We start from the raw sequence: 15,491 nt of genomic DNA on the forward strand, positions 1-15,491 counted from the left end.
GTGGGCGTCGCGACCCGGGTCATCCCGTGCCTCGACGTGGCCGACGGCCGCGTCGTCAAGGGCGTCAACTTCGAGAACCTGCGCGAGATGGGCGACCCCGTCGAGCTGGCCCGCGCATACTTCGAGCAGGGGGCCGACGAGCTCACGTTCCTCGACGTGACCGCGACGGTCGACGCGCGCGCCACCATGTACGACGTCGTGCAGCGCACGGCCGAGCAGGTCTTCATCCCGCTCACGGTGGGTGGCGGCGTCCGCTCGGTCGACGACGTCGCGCGCCTGCAGGGCGTCGGTGCCGACAAGGTGGGGGTGAACTCGGCGGCCATCGCGCGGCCGGCGCTCCTCGACGAGATCGCGGACCGCTTCGGCGCCCAGGCGCTCGTGCTGTCCCTCGACGTGAAGCGCTCGCCCCGCACACCGTCGGGCTTCGTCGTGACCACGCACGGGGGACGCACCGAGACCGACCTGGATGCGCTCGCGTGGGCGCGCGAGGCGATCGAGCGCGGCGCGGGGGAGCTCCTCGTGAACTCGATCGACGCCGACGGCACGCGTCAGGGCTTCGACCTGGAGCTCATCCGCCTGATGCGCGAGCTGTCGACCGTGCCGGTGATCGCCTCGGGCGGCGCGGGCGCGCCCGAGCACTTCCCGCCCGCGGTGCAGGCCGGCGCCGACGCGGTGCTGGCGGCCAGCGTCTTCCACTCCGGCCAGCTCACGATCGACGACGTCAAGCGCGCGCTGCGCGCGGAGGGGATCGAGACCCGATGAGCGAGGCGACCACGCCCGCGGACCCCGAGCTCGAGCAGCGGATCGCCCGGGTCGCGTTCAACGCCGACGGCCTGGTGCCCGCGATCGTCCAGCAGTGGGATACGCACGAGGTGCTGATGCTCGCCTGGCTCGACGCCGAGGCGCTGCGCCGCACGCTCACGACCGGCCGGGTCACCTACTGGTCGCGGTCGCGTCAGGAGTACTGGCGCAAGGGCGACACGTCGGGCAGCATCCAGCGCATCGTCGAGGCGCGCATCGACTGCGACGGCGACACCGTGCTGCTCAAGGTCGACCAGACCGGGCCCGCCTGCCACACGGGCACGCGCGCGTGCTTCGACGACGGCGAGGGCTTCGACCGGGATCTGCGCGCGGTGTCGGGCATCGCCGACGAGGCGGCCGGATGAGCGTGCGCACCCGCGCACGGACCTTCACCGTCGTCGCGATCCTCGCGGCCGGCGCGCTCGGGCTGATCGGCTCGACCCAGACGTGGGCGCTGGCCGCCCTGGCAGACGGCGACGTCGAGGTGCCCGGCGCCACCGCGGTGCCGGTCCTGCAGCCCCTGATGCTGACGGCGCTCGCGCTCGGGCTCGTCCTGACGCTCGTCGGCCGCGCGCTGCGGTATGTCCTCGGGGCCCTGGCCGTCGCGGTGGCGGCAGCGGTCGCCGCGCTCACGGCGCCCCTGATCGGCCGTCCGCCTGCGTCGGCGGTCGCCCCCGCGGTCACCGAGCGCACCGGGCTCGCCGGCGAGGAGGCGATCGCCGAGGTCGTGCTCTCGACAGCGTCCACGGCCTGGCCGGCCGTGACGCTCGTCTGCGCGGTCGTGATCGGGTTCGCCGGCGTCGCCGTGCTCGTCACGGCGCACCGCTGGACCAGGGGAGGACGCCGTTACGACGGCGCCGCGGCCGCCGCGACCCGCGCCTCCGACGCGGGCCCGCTGGACGCGATCGACTCCTGGGACGACCTGTCCCGGGGCGACGACCCCACACGCTGACCGCCGCCCGCTGAACGGCATCCCGCGCCATCCTGGGTCCGAGCCGCCCGGGTGGGCCCGATAGACTTTCCCCGTCCCACGCATCGAAGGAGAACACACGAGATGAGCAACCAGATCGGCGACCCCGGCCACGGACACTCGCCCGCCGCGTGGACGGCCGTGATCATCATGCTGGTGGCGATCGCCCTCGGCACGGTCGCGCTGTTCCTCGACGCCATCTGGCTCGTGTGGGTCTCGGTCGGGCTTCTCGTCCTCGGTGCGGTCGTGGGCTGGATCCTGACGAAGGCCGGCTACGGCGCCAACGGACACAAGTACACCCCGAAAGCGCACTGATGCTGCTGGCCGACCTCACGGCCGGGTCGGTGGAGGACGCGGAGAACCGCCGGCTCAGCCGTCCCCTCGCGGAGGTCGAGCGCATCGCCCTCTCGCAGCCGCCCGCCCGTGACGCCCTCGCGGCGCTGGCGCCCGCCGAGCGCGTGCGCATCATCGCCGAGGTCAAGCGCGCGAGCCCCTCGCGCGGCGACCTCGCGGCCATCCCGGATCCCGCGCATCAGGCGCGGCTGTACGAGCAGGGCGGCGCCTCCGCCATCAGCGTGCTCACGGAGCAGCGGCGGTTCAAGGGCAGCCTGGAGGACCTGACGGCGGTGCGGTCGGCCGTGTCGCTGCCCGTGCTGCGCAAGGACTTCATCGCCACGCCGTACCAGGTGATGGAGGCGCGCGCCGCGGGCGCGGACCTCGTGCTGCTGATCGTCGCCGCGCTCGAGCAGCCGGTGCTGGCGGAGCTCTACGGCATGATCGTCGAGCTCGGCATGACGCCGCTCGTCGAGACCCACTCGGCCGACGAGGTGGCGCGCGCCGCCGACCTCGGCGCCAAGCTGATCGGCGTGAACGCGCGCGACCTGTCGACCTTCGAGCTCGACCGCGACCTGTTCGGCCGCCTGGCCGACAGCATCCCGACGGATGCGATCAAGATCGCGGAGTCGGCCGTGCTGCAGCCCGCCGACGTCGCGCACTACCGCGCCGCCGGTGCCGACGTCGTCCTGATCGGCGAAGCCCTCGTGACGGGCGATCCCGTCGCGACCCTCAACGCGTTCCTGGAGGCCGGATCTTGACGAGCCTGCGTGACCAGCCCGGCCCCTTCTTCGGGGAGTTCGGCGGTCGATTCATGCCGGAGTCGCTGATCGCGGCGATCGACGAGCTCGCCCTCGCTCATGCCGAGGCGATGGCCGACCCGTCCTTCACGGCCGAGCTGTCGGGCCTCCTGGCCGACTACGCCGGGCGACCGTCGGCGCTGACCGAGGTGCCGCGGTTCGCGGAGCACGCCGGGGGCGCGCGGATCTTCCTGAAGCGCGAGGACCTCAACCACACCGGCTCGCACAAGATCAACAACGTGCTCGGCCAGGCCCTCCTCACGCGCCGCCTCGGCAAGACGCGCGTGATCGCCGAGACCGGCGCCGGCCAGCACGGCGTCGCGACCGCGACCGCCGCCGCCCTGTTCGGCCTCGAGTGCACGATCTACATGGGCGAGGTCGACACCGAGCGCCAGGCGCTCAACGTCGCTCGCATGCGCCTGCTCGGGGCGGAGGTCGTCGCGGTCAAGACGGGCTCGCGCACGCTGAAGGACGCGATCAACGAGGCGTACCGCGACTGGGTCGCGAGCGTCGAGACGACCAACTACATCTTCGGCACGGCGGCGGGCCCGCACCCGTTCCCCGCCATGGTGCGCGACTTCCAGAAGATCATCTCGGAGGAGGCGCGCGCGCAGCTGCTGGAGCGCGCGGGCCGCCTTCCCGACGCCGTGCTCGCGTGCGTGGGCGGCGGCTCGAACGCGATCGGCATGTTCGACGCGTTCCTGGATGACGAGGGCGTCCGCCTGTACGGCGTGGAGGCCGCCGGGGACGGGGTCGACACCCCGCGTCACGCAGCGTCCATCGAGCGCGGCCGCCCCGGCGTGCTGCACGGGGCGCGCACCTTCGTGCTGCAGGACGAGGACGGCCAGACGGTCGAGTCGCACTCGATCTCGGCCGGACTGGACTACCCGGGCGTCGGCCCGGAGCACTCGTGGCTCGCGTCCATCGGCCGCGCGGAGTACATCCCCGCGACGGACGACGAGGCGATGCAGGCGCTGCGGCTGCTGAGCCGCACGGAGGGCATCATCCCCGCGATCGAGTCGGCGCACGCCCTGGCCGGGGCGCTGCGGATCGGGCGCGAGCTCGGCCCTGACGCGATCCTCGCGGTGTGCCTCTCGGGCCGCGGCGACAAGGACATGGACACGGCGGCGCGGTACTTCGACCTGTACGACGACGCCCAGACCGCCGACCAGCACGGCACGCAGGGAGCACAGGCATGAGTGTCATCGAGGACGCCATCGCGAAGGCCCACGCCGAGGGCCGCGGCGCCTTCGTCGGGTACCTGCCCGTCGGCTACCCCGACCTGCAGACCAGCATCGACGCGGCCGTGGCGCTCGCCGAGAACGGCGTCGACATCATCGAGCTCGGCCCGCCCTACAGCGACCCGGTGATGGACGGCCCGATCATCCAGGAGGCCACGCAAGCCGCGCTGGCCGCGGGCTTCCGCACGCGCGACCTGTTCACCGCGCTGCGCGAGATCACGGCGCGCACCGACGTGCCCGTGCTGGTGATGACGTACTGGAACCCCGTGGTGCAGTACGGCGTGGACCGCTACGCCGACGACCTGCTGGCCGCCGGCGGAGCGGGGCTCATCACGCCGGACATCACCCCCGAGGCGGCGCCCGAGTGGATCGCGGCGAGCGAGCGCACCGGCCTGGACCGAGTATTCCTGGCGGCGCCGACCTCGAGCGACGAGCGCCTCGACCTCGTGGTGCGCAACACCACGGGCTTCGTGTACACGGTCTCGACCATGGGCATCACGGGCGAGCGCGCCGAGCTGGACGCGGCCGCTCGCACGCTCGTCGAGCGCCTGCGTGAGCACGGCGCCGCGCGCGCGTGCGTGGGCATCGGCATCTCGACCGCCGACCAGATCGCGGGCGTGCTCGAGTACGCCGACGGCGCGATCGTCGGCACGGCGCTCGTTCGCGCCCTGCGCGACGGCGGCGTCGAGCAGCTCGCCGCCACGACGCGCGAGCTCGCCGCCGGCACGAAGCGCTGACCCCGTCCGGCATCCGCCTCGCGGAGAACTAGACTCGGGACCATGCTGTCTTCCGCCCTTGTGAGCGTCGTCACGAGCATCCCCAGCCCGCCGGTCAGCTACATCGACCTGGGCCCGGTGCGCATCCACTTCTACGCGCTGTGCATCATCGCGGGCATCGTGATCGCCACGCTGATGACGAACCGCCGCCTCACGAAGCGCGGCGCCGAGCCGTGGATCGTGATCGACATCGCGCTGCTGGCGGTGCCCCTGGCGATCATCGGCGCGCGCATCTTCCACGTCGCGACGCACCCGGGGTTCTACTTCGGCGAGGGCTCCAACCCGTGGAACCCCACGCAGCCCGGCTCGGTCTGGGCCATCTGGGAGGGCGGCATCGCGATCTTCGGCGCGCTCCTGGGCGGCGCGGTCGGCGCCTGGCTCGGCTGCCGGTGGACCGGCATCCGGTTCTGGACGTTCGCGGACGCGCTCGCGCCCGGGCTCCTCCTGGCGCAGGCGATCGGCCGATTCGGCAACTGGTTCAACCAGGAGCTGTACGGCTGGCCCACCGACCTGCCCTGGGGCCTCGAGATCGACCCCGACAACGCGGCGTTCCCGCCCGGGCTGGCCGAGGACACACTGTTCCACCCGACGTTCCTCTACGAGATGATCTGGAATGTCCTGGGCGTGGTCTTCCTGCTCTGGATCGGCAACCGCCTGCGTCTGCAGTGGGGCCGCCTGTTCGCGCTCTACCTGATCTGGTACGGCGCCGGACGCGTCGTGTGGGAGTCCATCCGGATCGACCCGAGCGAGATCTACTTCGGCCTGCGCACGAACGTGTGGGCGGCGATCGTCGGCATCGTGGTCGGCATCGTCATCCTGCTGGTGCAGCGCCGCCACTTCGGCCTCGAGCCGTCGCCGTACCAGCCCGGGCGCGAGCGCGCCGGTTCCGAGGCGGTACAATCGGGGGACCCCACTGAATTCGTCGACGTCAGCGAACCGCCCGCGTCGGAATTCTCACCCCATCAGGCCGCCGCCACAAGCACCGCAGCCGCGAAGTAGAACCGCTGCTCTCGAGGGGCGCGGTCGGTCCTTCGCAGGCGGCGTGCGGCGAGCACAGCTGCTGTATCCCATCGGGCCGACGTCGTCCCAGCAGAGCAACAACCACCTAGGACGGTAGGCATGGCATCGAGCCCCCGTTACGGCGCCGGCGGCGCCTTCCCCGCGAAGCAGGGGATGTACAACCCTGCGTTCGAGAAGGACGCGTGCGGTCTCGCGATGGTCGCGACCCTGCGCGGCGAGGCGGGCCACGACATCGTGGACCTCGCCCTCACCGCCCTGCGCAACCTCGAGCACCGCGGCGCCATCGGCTCCGACGCGGGCACGGGCGACGGTGCCGGCATCCTCACGCAGATGCCCGACGCGTTCCTGCGCGCGGTGGTCGACTTCGACCTGCCGCCGGTGGGGGAGTACGCGGCCGGCATGATCTTCCTGCCCCGCGACGACGAGGCCCGCGCCGCCATGAAGGCGTCGATCGAGAGCGTCGCCGCGAGCGAGGGCCTCGAGGTGCTCGGGTGGCGCGAGGTGCCGACCGAGGACGAGCACCTCGGCAAGCTGGCCTTCGACGCGCGTCCGGCGTTCGAGCAGGTGTTCATCACGTGCCCGGCCCAGGACGGCGAGGAGCCGCTCTCGGGCATCGCGCTCGACCGCCGCGTGTACCGCCTGCGCAAGCGCGCCCAGCACGAGCTCGAGGCGTACTTCGTGACCCTCTCGAGCCGCACGCTCGGCTACAAGGGCATGGTCACGACCCTCCAGCTCGAGCCGTTCTACCCCGACCTGCAGGACGAGCGCTTCGTGACGGAGCTCGCCGTCGTGCACAGCCGCTACTCGACCAACACGTTCCCGTCGTGGCCGCTCGCGCAGCCGCTGCGCATGCTCGCCCACAACGGCGAGATCAACACGGTCGGCGGCAACCGCAACTGGATGCGCGCGCGCCAGTCGCAGCTCGAGTCCGAGCTGCTCGGCGACATCCGCCCGCTGCTGCCGATCTGCGCCGACGGCCAGAGCGACTCCGCCTCGTTCGACGAGGTGCTCGAGCTGCTGACGCTCACCGGCCGCAGCCTGCCGCACGCGATGCTGATGATGGTCCCCGAGGCCTACGAGAAGCAGGCGGACATCGATCCCGACGTGCGCGCCTTCTACGAGTACCACTCGCTCCAGATGGAGCCGTGGGACGGCCCCGCGTCGCTGATCTTCACCGACGGCACGATCGTCGGCGGCATGCTCGACCGCAACGGCCTGCGTCCGGGCCGCTGGACCGTCACGAAGGACGGCCTCGTGGTCATCGGCTCCGAGACGGGCGTGCTCGACTTCGAGCCCGAGCGCATCGAGCGCCGCGGGCGCCTGCTGCCCGGCCGCATGTTCGTGGTCGACACGGCCCAGGGCCGCATCATCGAGGACGACGAGATCAAGCGCGAGCTCGCCGCCATGCACCCGTGGCAGGAGTGGCTCGACAAGGGCACGGTGCGCCTCGCCGACCTGCCCGAGCGCGAGCACATCGTCCACCCGATCGCGTCGATCAACCGGCGCCTGCGGACCTTCGGCTACACCGAGGAGGAGGTGCGCATCCTGCTGGCCCCGATGGGCCGCACGGGCGCGGAGCCCCTCGGCGCCATGGGCTCGGACACGCCGATCGCGGTGCTCAGCGAGCGCCCGCGCCTGCTGTTCGACTACTTCACGCAGCAGTTCGCGCAGGTCACCAACCCGCCGCTCGACTCCATCCGCGAGGAGGTCGTGACCAGCCTCAAGCTCGGTCTCGGCCCCGAGGCGAACCTGCTCTCATGGGGTCCGGAGCACGCCCGCACGGTCGGGCTGGACTTCCCGGTGATCGACAACGACGAGCTCGCGAAGATCCAGCACATCGACACCGCCCTGCCCGGGCGCTCGTCCGTGACGCTGCGCGGCCTCTACCGCGTCGCCGCCGGCCGCAAGGGGCTCGAGAAGCGCCTCGCGCAGCTCTGCCGCGAGGCCGACAAGGCGATCGAGGACGGCGCCGAGTTCATCGTGCTCAGCGACCGCGACTCGAACCAGGACCTCGCGCCCATCCCGTCGCTCCTCATGCTGTCGGCGATCCACCACCACCTCATCCGCAACGAGACGCGCATGAAGGTCGGCCTGGTGGTCGAGGCCGGCGACGTCCGCGAGGTGCACCACGTCGCGACGCTCATCGGCTACGGCGCGTCCGCCGTGAACCCGTACCTCGCGATGGAGACGGTCGAGAACCTCGTCCGCACCGGATCGATCCAGGGCGTCACGCCCGAGAAGGCCGTCAAGAACCTGATCTACGCGCTCGGCAAGGGCGTGCTGAAGATCATGTCGAAGATGGGCATCTCGACCGTCTCGTCGTACGCGGGCGCCCAGGTGTTCGAGGCCGTGGGTCTGTCCCAGGAGCTGATCGACGCGTACTTCACCGGCACCGAGAGCAAGCTCGGCGGCATCGGGCTGGACCAGATCGCGGCCGAGAACGCCGCGCGCCACGCGTTCGCATACCCCGAGGACCGCGCCCCCCGCGCGCACGAGCGCCTGTGGACCGGCGGCGAGTACCAGTGGCGCCGCGACGGCGCCCCGCACCTGTTCAACCCGGACACGGTGTTCCGCCTGCAGCACTCGACGCGCACGCGCCGCTACGACATCTTCCGCGAGTACACCAAGCTCGTGGACGACCAGGCGGCCGAGCTCAAGACGTTGCGTGGCCTGTTCCAGCTGCGCACGGGCGTGCGCCCCGCCGTGCCGATCGACGAGGTCGAACCGGTCTCGGAGATCGTGAAGCGCTTCTCGACGGGCGCGATGAGCTACGGCTCGATCTCGCGCGAGGCGCACGAGACGCTCGCGATCGCGATGAACCGCCTGGGCGGCAAGTCGAACACCGGTGAGGGCGGCGAGGACGTCGACCGCCTGCTCGACCCCGAGCGTCGCAGCTCGATCAAGCAGGTCGCGTCGGGCCGCTTCGGCGTCACCAGCCTGTACCTCACCGAGGCCGACGACATCCAGATCAAGCTCGCGCAGGGCGCCAAGCCCGGCGAGGGCGGTCAGCTGCCCCCGGGCAAGGTGTACCCGTGGGTCGCGCGGACGCGTCACGCGACCGCCGGCGTGGGCCTGATCTCGCCGCCGCCGCACCACGACATCTACTCGATCGAGGATCTCAAGCAGCTGATCTTCGACCTGAAGCGCGCGAACCCGAAGGCCCGCATCCACACCAAGCTGGTGAGCCAGTCGGGCATCGGCGCGGTCGCCGCGGGCGTGGCGAAGGCGCTGAGCGACGTCATCCTGGTCTCCGGCCACGACGGCGGCACGGGCGCGAGCCCGCTGAACTCGCTCAAGCACGCGGGCACGCCGTGGGAGCTCGGTCTCGCCGAGACGCAGCAGACGCTCATGCTGAACGGCATGCGCGACCGCGTCGTCGTGCAGGTCGACGGCCAGCTCAAGACCGGCCGCGACGTGATCATCGGCGCCCTGCTGGGCGCGGAGGAGTTCGGCTTCGCCACGGCTCCGCTCGTGGTCGAGGGCTGCATCATGATGCGCGTGTGCCACCTCGACACGTGCCCCGTGGGCGTCGCGACGCAGAACCCCGTGCTGCGGTCGCGCTTCACCGGCAAGGCCGAGCACGTCGTGAACTTCATGGAGTTCATCGCGCAGGAGGTGCGCGAGTACCTCGCCGCGCTGGGCTTCCGCTCGCTCGACGAGGCGATCGGCCACGCCGAGATGCTCGACATCAACCCGGCGGTGGAGCACTGGAAGGCCTCGAGTCTCGACCTGACGCCGATCCTCGAGGGCCCCCGCTTCGCGGAGGACGAGCCTCGCCGCCACCAGCGCGACCAGCTGCACGAGCTCGAGGAGCACTTCGACGTGCCGCTGATCGAGCGGGCGCAGGACGTGATCGCGAACGGCGGTCAGATCTCCATCCAGCTGCCCGTGCGCAACACCGCTCGCGCGGTCGGGACCATGCTCGGCCACCACGTCACGAAGGCGCGAGGCGAGCACGGCCTGCCGGCCGGGTCGATCGACATCACGCTGACGGGCTCGGCGGGGCAGTCGTTCGGGGCGTTCCTGCCCAACGGCATCACGCTGCGCCTCGAGGGCGACTCGAACGACTACGTCGGCAAGGGCCTCTCGGGCGGGCAGATCGTGATCCGCCCGCCGCGTGGCGCCACGTTCGACGCGTCGCAGAACGTCATCGCGGGCAACGTGATCGGCTACGGCGCGACCCAGGGCACGATGTTCCTGCGCGGCGTCGTGGGCGAGCGCTTCTTCGTCCGCAACTCGGGTGCGACCGCGGTCGTCGAGGGCGTGGGCGACCACGCGCTCGAGTACATGACCGGCGGCCTCGCGGTCATCCTGGGCCGCACCGGACGCAACCTGGGCGCCGGCATGTCGGGCGGCACGGCGTACGTGTACCGCCTCAACACGGATCTCGTGAACCGCGAGGCGCTCGCCTCGGGCGAGCTCACGCTCACCGAGCTGGGCTCCGGCGACGCCGAGATCCTGCGCGACCTGCTGGAGCAGCACGTCGCGCAGACCGAGTCGGAGCTGGCGCAGCGCCTGCTCGACGACTTCGAGAACGAGGTGGCGAACTTCGTGCGGGTCCTGCCGCGCGACTACGCCGCCGTCCTGCAGACCCGCCAGGAGGCGGTCGCCGAGGGCCTGGACCCCGACGGCGACGTCGTCTGGAACCGCATCCTGGAGGTGACCGGTGGCTGACCCCAAGGGCTTTCTGAAGGTGACCGAGCGGGAGCTCCCCGCTCGCCGTCCCGTGCCCGTGCGCATCCTCGACTGGAAGGAGGTGTACGAGCCGGGCGACTCGGCCGTGCTCCGCCGCCAGGCGAGCCGCTGCATGGACTGCGGCATCCCGTTCTGTCATCAGGGCTGCCCCCTCGGCAACCTGATCCCCGAGTGGAACGACCTGATGTGGCGCGGCGAGGGCCGCTCCGCGATCGAGCGCCTGCACGCGACCAACAACTTCCCGGAGTTCACGGGCCGCCTGTGCCCCGCGCCGTGCGAGAGCGCGTGCGTGCTGGGCATCAACCAGCCCGCCGTCACGATCAAGCAGATCGAGGTCTCGACGATCGACGAGGCGTTCGCGAACGGATGGGTCGAGCCCAAGCCGCCGGCGCGCCTGACCGGCAAGACCGTCGCCGTGGTCGGCTCGGGCCCCGCCGGCCTCGCCGCCGCCCAGCAGCTCACGCGCGCCGGCCACACGGTCGCGGTGTACGAGCGCGACGACCGCATCGGCGGCCTGCTGCGTTACGGCATCCCGGACTTCAAGATGGAGAAGAAGCACCTCGAGTCGCGCCTGCGCCAGATGCAGGACGAGGGCACGCGATTCCGCGCGGGCGTCGAGATCGGCAAGGACATCTCGTGGAGCGACCTGCGCGCGCGCTACGACGCGGTCGTGGTCGCCACCGGCTCCACGGTGCCGCGCGACCTGCCGATCCCGGGCCGGGAGCTCGCGGGCGTGCACTTCGCCATGGAGTACCTCGTCGAGGCGAACAAGGCGGTCGCGGGCGACCAGGTCCCGAACCAGATCACGGCCGAGGGCAAGCACGTCGTCGTGATCGGCGGCGGCGACACCGGCGCCGACTGCATCGGCACCGCGCACCGCCAGGGTGCGCTGAGCGTGACCAACCTCGCCATCGGAAAGCGCCCGGGCGACGACCGTCCGGAGCACCAGCCCTGGCCCATGATGCCGACGGTGTTCGAGGTCTCCTCGGCGCACGAGGAGGGTGGCGAGCGCCAGTACCTCGCCTCGACGGTCGAGTTCGTCGGAAACGACGCGGGCGAGGTGCGCGCCCTCGTGGTGGCCGAGACGGAGTTCGTCGACGGCCGCCGCGTGCCCAAGCCGGGCACGGAGCGCGAGATCCCGGCCGACCTGGTGCTGATCGCGATGGGCTTCACCGGCCCCGAGCGCGAGGCGCTCGAGCAGCAGCTGCAGGCGCAGTTCACGGCTCGAGGCAACGTCGAGCGCGACGGCGCCTTCCAGTCCACCGCTCCCGGTGTGTTCGTGGCCGGCGACGCCGGCCGCGGCCAGTCGCTCATCGTGTGGGCGATCGCCGAGGGCCGCTCTGTCGCGGCAGAGGTCGATTCGTACCTGATGGGGGAGACCTCTCTGCCCTCTCCGGTGCGTCCGACGGATGTCGCGATCGGTCTGCAGCCCGCGTAGGCTGAGCCCGAAAACCCCGAAGACGCCGACACGAGGATCGGAAGTTCCGTGCCGCCGTCTTATCACCCTGTGCGGAAGGTAATCAGTTGAGACGTGCCAAGATCGTCGCCACCCTCGGGCCCGCGACGTCGACACGCGAGAAGGTCCGTGAGCTCATCGAGGCCGGCGTCGACGTCGCCCGGCTCAACCTGAGCCACGGCGACTACTCGGTCCACGACGCCAACTACGAGAACGTGCGCGGCGCCGCCGAGGACGTGGGCAAGCCGGTCGCCGTCCTGGTCGACCTGCAGGGCCCGAAGATCCGGCTCGGCAAGTTCAAGGACGGCCCCCACTATCTGGCCGAGGGCGACATCTTCAAGATCACGATCGATGAGATCGAGGGCACGAAGGAGATCGCCGGCACGACCTACAAGGGCCTGCCCCAGGACGTGAAGCCGGGTGACTACCTGCTCATCGACGACGGCAAGGTGCGCCTGCAGGTCATCGAGGCCGACGAGCGGACCGTCACGACCAAGACGATCGTCGCGGGCAACGTGTCCAACAACAAGGGCATCAACATCCCGAGCGCCGCCGTCAACGTCCCCGCGCTGAGCGAGAAGGACGAGCAGGACCTGCGCTGGGCGCTCCGCAAGGGCGCCGACCTCATCGCCCTCTCGTTCGTGCGGAACGCGAAGGACGTGCAGCGCGCCCACGTGATCATGGCGGAGGAGGGACGTCGCGTCCCGATCATCGCGAAGATCGAGAAGCCGCAGGCGGTCGACGCCCTCGAGGACATCGTCGATGCGTTCGACGGCATCATGGTGGCCCGCGGCGACCTCGGCGTCGAGCTCCCGCTCGAGGCCGTGCCGATCGTGCAGAAGAAGGCCGTCGAGCTGGCGCGCCGCATGGCCAAGCCGGTCATCGTCGCCACGCAGATGCTCGAGTCGATGATCAGCAACCCCGTCCCCACGCGCGCCGAGACCAGCGACGTGGCCAACGCGGTGCTGGACGGCGCGGACGCCGTGATGCTGTCGGGCGAGACCAGCGTCGGCGAGTACCCCGTCGTCACGGTCGCGACCATGGCGCGCATCATCGAGTCGACCGAGGAGCACGGCCTCGAGCGCATCCCGCCGCTCACGACCAAGCCCCGCACGCAGGGCGGCGCCATCACGCTCGCGGCCGTCGAGGTCGCCGACTTCGTCGACGCCAAGTTCCTGTGCGTGTTCACGCAGTCGGGCGACTCGGTCCGCCGTATGTCGCGCCTGCGCTCGCACCGCCCGATGATCGGGTTCACGCCGGAGGTCGGCATCCAGCGGCGAATGGCGCTGACCTGGGGCGTGCGCTCGACCCTCGTCGAGATGGTGGAGCACACCGACCTGATGTTCCACCAGGTCGACGAGTACCTCCTCGAGAACGGCCTCGCGCAGATCGGCGACAAGGTCGTGGTGATCTCGGGCTCGCCTCCCGGCATCGCGGGCTCGACCAACGACCTGCGCGTCCACAAGGTCGGCGACGCCGTCCAGGGCGCCGCTCCGATCTACCAGGAGCGGTAAGCAGATCCGCCCGATACCGCCTCGCACGGGGTCACCCGCGCGAGGCGGTATCGTCGTTCCGGGCCGGTGTGGCGGAATGGCAGACGCGGCGCACTCAAAATGCGCTGTCCGTGAGGGCGTGTGGGTTCGAGTCCCACCACCGGCACCATGCGGCCACCACCGCACGAGCGGGGGAGCCGCGTGGCTCCCAGCCAGCCCAGACACGAAGACTTAGGATGGACACGTGACCGAAGAGCAGACCGGGCAGGCACCCGCGGCACCCCGCCGCGTCGTCGTGGCCGAGGACGAGTCCCTCATCCGCCTCGACATCGTCGAGATCCTCCGTGACAACGGGTTCGACGTGGTCGGCGAGGCCGGCGACGGCGAGACCGCCGTCCAGCTCGCGACCGAGCTGCGTCCCGACCTGGTGATCATGGACGTCAAGATGCCTCAGCTCGACGGCATCAGCGCGGCCGAGCGCCTCAGCAAGAACCACATCGCGCCCGTCGTGCTGCTGACGGCCTTCAGCCAGAAGGAGCTGGTCGAGCGCGCGAGCGAGGCCGGGGCCCTGGCCTACGTCGTCAAGCCGTTCACCCCGAACGACCTGCTGCCGGCGATCGAGATCGCCCTGGCCCGCTACGAGCAGATCATCACGCTCGAGGCCGAGGTCGCCGACATGGTCGAGCGCTTCGAGACCCGCAAGCTCGTCGACCGCGCGAAGGGCCTGCTGAACGAGAAGATGGGCCTGTCGGAGCCGGAGGCGTTCCGCTGGATCCAGAAGGCGTCGATGGACCGCCGCCTGACGATGCAGGATGTCGCCAAGGCGATCATCGAGCAGCTCGCGCCGAAGAAGGCGTGACCGAGCACCCGCTCACCGAGGACATCCGGCTCCGTCCCCTGCGTCTGGGGGACGGAGCCGCGCTCGCTTCGGCCTACATCCGCAACCGCGCCCACCTCGAGCCGTGGGAGCCGCTGCGCGATCCGGACTTCTACACCGTCGCGTCGCAGCAGGCGCAGACGCGCTACGCCGTCGCGGAGCACTCGCGCGGCGCGGCGCTGCGCTGGGTGCTCGAGGACGCGCAGGAGCGGATCGTCGGCCGACTCAACGTGACGGACATCGTGCGCGGCGCGTTCCAGAGCGCGAACGTGGGCTACTGGCTCGACGCCGAGCTCACCGGGCGCGGGCTGATGACCGGGGCCGTGCGCATCGCGGCGGATCACGCGCGCGACGAGCTGGGGCTGCACCGACTGCAGGCGGGGACGCTGCCGGAGAACACCGGATCCCAGGCCGTGCTCGAGCGCGCGGGATTCGAGCGCTTCGGCTTCGCGCCCCGCTACCTGCGGATCGCCGGACAGTGGCGCGACCACGTGCTGTTCCAGCGGATCCTGCACGACTGAGCGGCGGCCTGCCGCGCTCAGCCCTGCGTCGACAGGTCCTTGATCAGGTTCGTGATCCGCACCGTGGAGCAGCGGCGGCCGGCCTCGTCCACGATCACGATCTCGTGCACGGCGACCGAGCGGCCGAGGTGCAGGGCCGTGCAGGTCGCGGTGACGAGTCCGGAGCGGGCCGAGCCGGTGTGGGTGGCGTTGATGTCGAGGCCGACGGCGAGGCGCCCCGGGCCCGCGTGGTAGTTCGCGGCCATGGACCCCATCGACTCGCCCAGCACCACGTATGCCCCGCCGTGCATGAGTCCGACCGGCTGGGTGTTGCCCTCGACGGGCATCGTGGCGACGGAGTGCTCGGCGGTGAACTCGGTGAAGCGGACGCCCATGCGCTCGGCGAGCGCGCCGATGCCGCGGTGGCGGACCCACTCGAGTCCGGGGGAGAGGTCGGACATCGGGCTCCTGATTCGGTGTCCTGCGCAGCTCCGCACCGCGGCGGTGGCGTCGGCGGTGCTCGTTAGGC

Annotated in this window: 14 protein-coding genes and 1 tRNA gene; 14 read left to right on the forward strand and 1 reads right to left on the reverse strand. The window is 71.2% G+C overall.

The window, feature by feature from the left end; translation table 11 throughout:
• The 14 genes from hisF to ACYVGN_RS02600 all read left to right on the forward strand — a co-directional run bounded on the left by hisF (position 1) and on the right by ACYVGN_RS02600 (position 14,983).
• On the forward strand, positions 1-762 hold the full coding sequence (gene hisF / locus ACYVGN_RS02535) for an imidazole glycerol phosphate synthase subunit HisF (RefSeq protein ID WP_055988287.1): 762 nt from the start codon (positions 1-3) through the stop codon (positions 760-762).
• Complete coding sequence (hisI, locus tag ACYVGN_RS02540) at positions 759-1,166, forward strand: phosphoribosyl-AMP cyclohydrolase (RefSeq protein WP_460788570.1); 408 nt, start codon at positions 759-761, stop codon at positions 1,164-1,166. Before hisF ends, hisI begins: the two co-directional genes overlap by 4 nt.
• Positions 1,163-1,753: a Trp biosynthesis-associated membrane protein gene (locus tag ACYVGN_RS02545; RefSeq protein WP_460788572.1), complete on the forward strand. Its 591-nt coding sequence runs from the start codon at positions 1,163-1,165 to the stop codon at positions 1,751-1,753. Before hisI ends, ACYVGN_RS02545 begins: the two co-directional genes overlap by 4 nt.
• A 102-nt stretch (positions 1,754-1,855) precedes the next feature.
• The gene (locus tag ACYVGN_RS02550; protein WP_055988280.1) at positions 1,856-2,086 is read left to right on the forward strand and encodes a DUF6704 family protein; all 231 of its coding nucleotides are present in this window, start codon (positions 1,856-1,858) and stop codon (positions 2,084-2,086) included.
• A 2-nt stretch (positions 2,087-2,088) separates the two neighbouring features.
• Positions 2,089-2,865: an indole-3-glycerol phosphate synthase TrpC gene (gene trpC, locus ACYVGN_RS02555; RefSeq protein ID WP_460789208.1), complete on the forward strand. Its 777-nt coding sequence runs from the start codon at positions 2,089-2,091 to the stop codon at positions 2,863-2,865.
• Positions 2,862-4,103: a tryptophan synthase subunit beta gene (trpB, locus tag ACYVGN_RS02560; RefSeq protein ID WP_460788574.1), complete on the forward strand. Its 1,242-nt coding sequence runs from the start codon at positions 2,862-2,864 to the stop codon at positions 4,101-4,103. The genes trpC and trpB overlap by 4 nt, the downstream gene beginning before the upstream one ends.
• Positions 4,100-4,882 (forward strand): tryptophan synthase subunit alpha, encoded by a 783-nt coding sequence (gene trpA, locus ACYVGN_RS02565; RefSeq protein WP_460788576.1) that lies wholly within the window; start codon positions 4,100-4,102, stop codon positions 4,880-4,882. Before trpB ends, trpA begins: the two co-directional genes overlap by 4 nt.
• 42 nt (positions 4,883-4,924) lie before the next feature.
• Entirely contained in the window at positions 4,925-5,920 is a 996-nt protein-coding gene (lgt, locus tag ACYVGN_RS02570) for a prolipoprotein diacylglyceryl transferase (RefSeq protein WP_460788578.1), read from the forward strand.
• Positions 5,921-6,040: 120 nt separating this feature from the next.
• Positions 6,041-10,615, forward strand: coding sequence for a glutamate synthase large subunit (gene gltB, locus ACYVGN_RS02575; protein ID WP_460788579.1), 4,575 nt, complete (start codon positions 6,041-6,043; stop codon positions 10,613-10,615).
• A complete protein-coding gene (locus tag ACYVGN_RS02580; protein ID WP_460788581.1) occupies positions 10,608-12,074 on the forward strand; it encodes a glutamate synthase subunit beta in 1,467 nt (488 codons plus the stop codon). Before gltB ends, ACYVGN_RS02580 begins: the two co-directional genes overlap by 8 nt.
• A gap of 86 nt (positions 12,075-12,160) precedes the next feature.
• Positions 12,161-13,606 (forward strand): pyruvate kinase, encoded by a 1,446-nt coding sequence (gene pyk, locus ACYVGN_RS02585; protein ID WP_460788583.1) that lies wholly within the window; start codon positions 12,161-12,163, stop codon positions 13,604-13,606.
• Positions 13,607-13,668: 62 nt separating this feature from the next.
• Positions 13,669-13,754: transfer RNA gene (locus tag ACYVGN_RS02590), tRNA-Leu, on the forward strand.
• Between the two features lie 75 nt (positions 13,755-13,829).
• Entirely contained in the window at positions 13,830-14,444 is a 615-nt protein-coding gene (locus ACYVGN_RS02595; RefSeq protein ID WP_134745088.1) for an ANTAR domain-containing response regulator, read from the forward strand.
• Positions 14,441-14,983 (forward strand): GNAT family N-acetyltransferase, encoded by a 543-nt coding sequence (locus ACYVGN_RS02600; protein WP_460788585.1) that lies wholly within the window; start codon positions 14,441-14,443, stop codon positions 14,981-14,983. Before ACYVGN_RS02595 ends, ACYVGN_RS02600 begins: the two co-directional genes overlap by 4 nt.
• 17 nt (positions 14,984-15,000) lie before the next feature.
• On the opposite strand, the gene ACYVGN_RS02605 is transcribed toward ACYVGN_RS02600, so the two are convergent.
• Positions 15,001-15,423: a PaaI family thioesterase gene (locus ACYVGN_RS02605; RefSeq protein WP_055988265.1), complete on the reverse strand. Its 423-nt coding sequence runs from the start codon at positions 15,421-15,423 to the stop codon at positions 15,001-15,003.
• Positions 15,424-15,491: the final 68 nt, after the last annotated feature.

This window comes from Microbacterium lacusdiani (assembly GCF_054779895.1).